The sequence below is a fragment of the Flavobacterium frigidum genome (genome assembly GCF_048286735.1).
Lineage (GTDB): Bacteria > Bacteroidota > Bacteroidia > Flavobacteriales > Flavobacteriaceae > Flavobacterium.
In genome coordinates this window covers 1-1,579 of sequence record NZ_JBLVPU010000048.1, presented here as the reverse complement: position 1 = coordinate 1,579, position 1,579 = coordinate 1, and the positions used below count along the sequence as shown (strand labels likewise).

At 46.8% G+C, this 1,579-nt stretch carries 1 protein-coding gene; it reads right to left on the bottom strand.

Annotated elements, in window-relative coordinates:
- A partial coding sequence (locus ACNQGO_RS15355) for a beta strand repeat-containing protein (protein ID WP_417985815.1) occupies window positions 1–1,579 on the bottom strand: 1,579 nt, incomplete at both ends.

Below are 1,579 nucleotides of genomic sequence, written 5' to 3'. Positions count from 1 at the left end.
CGATGTGGTAGTGTAATCAGCACTTCCAGCGGTTCCATTGGTGAATGTAAAGGTATACGTTGTATCCTCAGCAGAAGGATTACTCAAGCTGAATTCAAACACAACAGGACTTCCTTCGGTAGCCGAAGCAGGAGTGATCGTGGCTACAGTTGGAGCCGCATCATTATCATTGATTGTTCCAGTAGCCGAAGCCGTTCCAGAAGCAATGCTAAAGTCTTCGTTATTTTCATCAATCGTATCGGTTGTTGTTGGTACAGAAACAGTTCCCGTAGTAGCACCCGCAGGTACGGTTACTGTTTGCGATGTGGTAGTGTAATCAGCACTTCCAGCAGTTCCATTGGTGAATGTAAAGGTATACGTTGTATCCACAGCAGAAGGATTGCTCAAGCTGAATTCAAACACAGCAGGACTTCCTTCGGTAGCCGAAGCAGGAGTGATCGTGGCTACAGTTGGAGCCGCATCATTATCATTGATTGTTCCAGTAGCCGAAGCAGTTCCAGAAGCAATGCTAAAGTCTTCGTTATTTTCATCAATCGTATCTGTAGTTGTTGGTACACTTACGGTTCCCGTAGTAGCACCCGCAGGTACGGTTACGGTAACGTTTGTAGTAGTGTAATCAGCACTTCCAGCGGTTCCATTGGTGAATGTAAAGGTATACGTTGTATCCACAGCAGACGGGTTGCTCAAGCTGAATTCAAACACAGCAGGACTTCCTTCAGTAGCCGAAGCAGCAGCGATAGTCGCTACAGTTGGAGCAGCGTCATTATCTACAATTGTTCCCGTAGCCGAAGCGGTTCCAGAGGCAATGCTAAAGTCTTCGTTATTTTCATCAATCGTATCGGCAGTTGTTGGTACACTTACGGTTCCCGTAGTAGCACCCGCAGGTACGGTCACGGTAACGTTTGTAGTAGTGTAATCAGCACTTCCAGCGGTTCCATTGGTGAATGTAAAGGTATACGTTGTATCCACAGCAGACGGGTTGCTCAAGCTGAATTCAAACACAGCAGGACTTCCTTCAGTAGCCGAAGCATCAGCGATAGTCGCTACAGTTGGAGCAGCGTCATTATCTACAATTGTTCCAGTAGTCGAAGCGGTTCCAGAGGCAATGCTAAAGTCTTCGTTATTTTCATCAATCGTATCGGCAGTTGTTGGTACACTTACGGTTCCCGTAGTAGCACCCGCAGGTACGGTTACGGTAACGTTTGTAGTAGTGTAATCAGCACTTCCAGCGGTTCCATTGGTGAATGTAAAGGTATACGTTGTATCCACAGCAGAAGGGTTGATCAAGCTGAATTCAAACACAGCAGGACTTCCTTCAGTAGCCGAAGCAGCAGCGATAGTCGCTACAGTTGGAGCAGCGTCATTATCTACAATTGTTCCCGTAGCCGAAGCGGTTCCAGAGGCAATAGTAAAGGTCTCATTGGATTCTGCAATAGTATCAGCAGTTGTATTTACCGATACCGTTCCCGTAGTAGCACCCGCAGGTACGGTTACTGTTTGCGATGTGGTAGTGTAATCAGCACTTCCAGCGGTTCCATTGGTGAATGTAAAGGTATACGTTGTATCCTCAGCAGAAGGA